4 protein-coding genes are annotated in these 3,743 nt (G+C 65.1%); 3 read left to right on the forward strand and 1 reads right to left on the reverse strand.

Annotated elements, in window-relative coordinates:
• Window positions 1–1,191: apolipoprotein N-acyltransferase (lnt, locus tag RMN84_RS04615; RefSeq protein WP_309611027.1), on the forward strand; the 1,191-nt coding region annotated here is incomplete at its 5' end.
• Window positions 1,188–1,886 carry a tRNA (guanine(46)-N(7))-methyltransferase TrmB gene (locus RMN84_RS04620; protein WP_309611028.1) on the forward strand — a complete coding sequence of 233 codons (699 nt, stop codon included), beginning with the start codon at window positions 1,188–1,190 and terminating at the stop codon, window positions 1,884–1,886. The genes lnt and RMN84_RS04620, both read left to right, overlap by 4 nt.
• 488 nt (window positions 1,887–2,374) lie before the next feature.
• On the opposite strand, the gene RMN84_RS04625 is transcribed toward RMN84_RS04620, so the two are convergent.
• The gene (locus RMN84_RS04625; RefSeq protein WP_309611029.1) at window positions 2,375–2,980 is read right to left on the reverse strand and encodes an FxDxF family PEP-CTERM protein; all 606 of its coding nucleotides are present in this window, start codon (window positions 2,978–2,980) and stop codon (window positions 2,375–2,377) included.
• Between the two features lie 320 nt (window positions 2,981–3,300).
• Between RMN84_RS04625 and RMN84_RS04630 the strand changes: the two genes are divergently transcribed.
• A partial coding sequence (locus RMN84_RS04630; RefSeq protein ID WP_405051435.1) for an N-acyl amino acid synthase FeeM domain-containing protein occupies window positions 3,301–3,743 on the forward strand: 443 nt, incomplete at its 3' end.

Below are 3,743 nucleotides of genomic sequence, written 5' to 3' on the forward strand. Positions count from 1 at the left end.
TTGGTGTTCGCGCTCGCCGGCGGCTGGGCAGCGTGCGAATATCTGCGCGCGGGGATCTTTACCGGTTTCGCGTGGAATCCGGTCGGGGTGACGCTGGTCGATACGCCGCTGCGGCTGTCGAGCGGGCTGGTCGGGACCTACGGCCTGTCGGCGATGGTCGTGCTGCTCGGCGGCGGGCTGTGGATCGCTCTGCGTAACTGGCGCGAGGGAGTTCGGCCGATCGCGCTGGTCGCAGTGACCGGGGTGCTTGGGTTCGTGACGCTCGGTGCCGGTGCCAGCCAGACGAGTGTGGCGACCCCTCTGTTCCGCATCGTCCAGCCCAACATCGGGCAAGCCGAGCGGTGGAGCCCGGAGCTGGTGCAGGCGCAGATCGCGCGCCTGCTCAACCTGTCGGGCGCGCCGGAGGGACAGCCGCGGCTGCTGCTGTGGCCCGAATCGGCGGTGACCACGCCGCTCGAGGATGATCGAGGCGGTACGGCGGCGGCGATCGCGCAGACGCGGCAGGCGGTGACGCACGCCCTCGGACCCAACGACCTGCTCGTTGCCGGGAGCGAGGGGCTCGCCTCGACCGACGGCCTGCGGGTGACGAGCGCGCGCAACAGCAGCTTCGTTCTGGCGCCCGGCGGCCGCCTGCTGGGTCGGTACGACAAGGCGCACCTCGTGCCCTATGGCGAATATCTGCCGATGCGGCCGATCCTGTCGGCGATCGGCCTGTCGCGGCTGGCGCCGGGCGATGTCGATTTCGACGCCGGGTCGGGACCCCGCACGATCGACCTGCCGGGGTTCGGGCGGATGGGATTGCAGATCTGCTACGAGATCATCTTCTCGGGTGAGGTCGTCGACCGCGCCCACCGTCCCGACTTCATCTTCAATCCGTCGAACGACGCCTGGTTCGGGGCATGGGGACCGCCGCAGCACTTGGCCCAGGCGCGGCTGCGCGCGGCCGAGGAAGGGCTCGGCGTGATCCGCTCGACCCCGACCGGGATCAGCGCACTGGTCGATGCCGAGGGACGGCTGCTGGCCTCGCTGCCGTGGCGTGAGCCGGGGCAGATCGAGGCGCATATCCCGGCGGCGCGAACGCCGACGCCATTCGCGCGGATGGGCAACATACTGCCGATGCTGTTCGCCTTCGCGCTGGTGCTGGTCGCGCTGTGGCTGGCGCGGCCGCAGCGCGTGCGGGCCAGCCCGTGAGCGCACAAAAAGCGGGCGATCCGACGACTCTCAACCGGCTCTATGGCCGGTCGAGTGGGCACAAGGTGCGGGTCGAGCAGCAGGCGTTGTTGGACACGCTGCTGCCAGCGATCGCGGTGCCGGCCGAGGGCGAGGTGACGGCGCAGTCACTGTTCGGAGATGACCGGCCCTTGCACTTCGAAATCGGGTTCGGCGCGGGCGAGCATCTGGCCGAGCGCGCCGACATGCTGCCCGACCACGGCTTCATCGGCTGCGAGCCGTTCGTCAACGGCATGGCGGTCGCGCTGACCCACGTCCGCGACCGGCGGCTGGCCAATGTCCGGCTCGATATGGGCGATGCGCTGGCGGTGCTGCGGCGGGTGCCGGACGCGAGCCTGAGCTTCGTCTATCTGCTCCACCCCGACCCTTGGCCCAAGGCGCGCCACGCCAAGCGGCGGATGATGAACGACGGCCCGGTCGCGCTGATCGCGGCCAAGCTGAAGCCGGGCGGCGAGTTCCGGCTGGCGACCGACCATCCGATCTACCTCGACTGGGCGCTGATGGTGATGCAGCGGCACGACGAAGCATTCGAATGGCTGGCCGAAACGCCGCAGAAATTCCTCGAGCCGAGCGGCGGGTGGATCGAAACGCGCTACGGTGCCAAGTCGCGGCGCGAGGGGCGGCGACCTTATTATTTCAGGTATCGGCGGCGGTAAGGGCGGCGCGTAGATTCACACTGATTCACGGTGACGGCGAGGCTTTTTTAACCCCGATTTTCCCGGCGTCAGATCAGAAATCAGCGTTCAAAGTTCACTAATGTTCACACGGTACGGGCAATTCGACGGCGCGGGCCGCTCCGGGGACTCGAGGCAAGATCATTGTTGAGAAACAGCCGAGTCCCGCGTGGCACGAGCGCCGGACCTTAGGAAAGCTTTTTAGCTAATGTCCGAAATTGGTCGAAAGCAGGCAAACGACTGATGGCATCGCCGAGGGTTCTTAAGGTGAGCAAAACGGGTGGGTCGAACGGATCGCGCGCCACTTCACTTTTGTGCTCGCTACGGTCGAAATTTACCTGCTTACCTCGGCTCGGTGTCCCTCGCCGGATATCATCTTATGCAAAAAGCCCGGTCATTTCTGGCCGGGCTTCTCCAGCAGCTGTCCGATCACGCCAAAGAGGGGGATCCTGGCGGCACGTCCAATCGCGTCAGGCGATCTTCAACGCCGACACACGGCGGCGGCGGAACGCCACGCCCATTGCCCCGAAGCCGATCAACATCATCGCCCAAGTCGCGGGCTCGGGAACGGGCGAGAAAGTGGCATTGCCGCCAAAGGATCCCAGACCGCGCGAGGTCCCCGTGACGTTGATGGTGTTCAGCGCCAGTGACGTGATCGGGACGCCGGCGATCGAATAGCCTTCGGTGGCGCCACAGCCGGCGACGCCGCCGCGGACGAAGCAGATGTTGCCGAAACTATCCCTCAAGACCAGCAGTGCGGCCAGACCATTGACCGTGACAGAAGTGATATCAAGATCGGTCGTACTCAAGAACGCATCCGTTCCCGTGATCACCGAACCGCTGCCGACCCCGTTCTGCGGGATGGTGAACTGGAACAGATCGGTGAAGGCGCCCGCCACGATCCCAGTATGGCCGAAGGACGCAGCAATCGGACCGGAGAAGATATTGCCGGCGACGAGGAAACTCGTTCCTGGTGGCTGGATGCTGGGCGTGATGATCGTCGTTGCCGATTGGGCCGCCGTGGCCGCCAGAAGAGAGGCCGAAACCGCTGCGAAAGCATGGAAAAGACGCCGCATGTCATTTACCTCCCTGTTCGAATCATTATCGAGTCGTTAACACCATAACCTAAAGTCACAGTTAACGAAACTCTTCGATTTTGCCTAACAGGTGCAGAATGTCCCGGATCGGGATTAGGCGCGACCTGGCGCGCTCAGCCCGGTGCCGACTCGCCTCGTCGCGCCACCTACACGCCTTGGCCCGATCCGCCCCGAACGGCCGCAAATGACACTTACCTTTAACCCACTCTCCCCTAGGATTCCCTCGTCGCGGGTGTTCGAGCCCGTCACCGGGAATTGCCCGCGACGCGAAAGCGTCGTCGGCATGGGGGTTGGGATTAATGTCGTTCAACTGGGGGACGCTGCGCGCCCGCGATCGCAGAAGGACGGCTAAGGCCGATCGTAGCGCGCTTACCGGACCCCAGCTTCATACGATCTTCCTTCCCGATCAGGGCGGCAGGGGCACGCCGGACGACGCGCTGACCATCCGCCTCGCAGATTGCGACGGGCATCGCAATCGCGCCAACATGTTGTTGAACCGGATGTACTCGTGGCGCGGATATGGCTCCAACCACAAACTGCCGTCGACCCCGAATTGCGTGACATTCACCGCCGCCTCGCAGGACGAGGTGATCGGGACGCTGACCCTGACCGTCGATTCGGCCGGGGGACTGGCCGCGGATCGGTCGTTCAAGGATGAGATCGAGGAGTTTCGCCGCGCCCCGGGGGCAAGGCTTTGCGAACTGACCAAATTCGCCTTCGATACGTCGAGTCCATCGCGACC

It is taken from the genome of Sphingomonas sp., from assembly GCF_031380695.1.
In the GTDB taxonomy this organism is placed as follows: Bacteria; Pseudomonadota; Alphaproteobacteria; order Sphingomonadales; family Sphingomonadaceae; genus Sphingomicrobium.

Bases quoted from the DNA above. Each gene is read 5' to 3' on its own strand.
- RMN84_RS04625 (WP_309611029.1), bottom strand. From the start codon at position 2,980: ATGCGGCGTCTTTTCCATGCTTTCGCAGCGGTTTCGGCCTCTCTTCTG.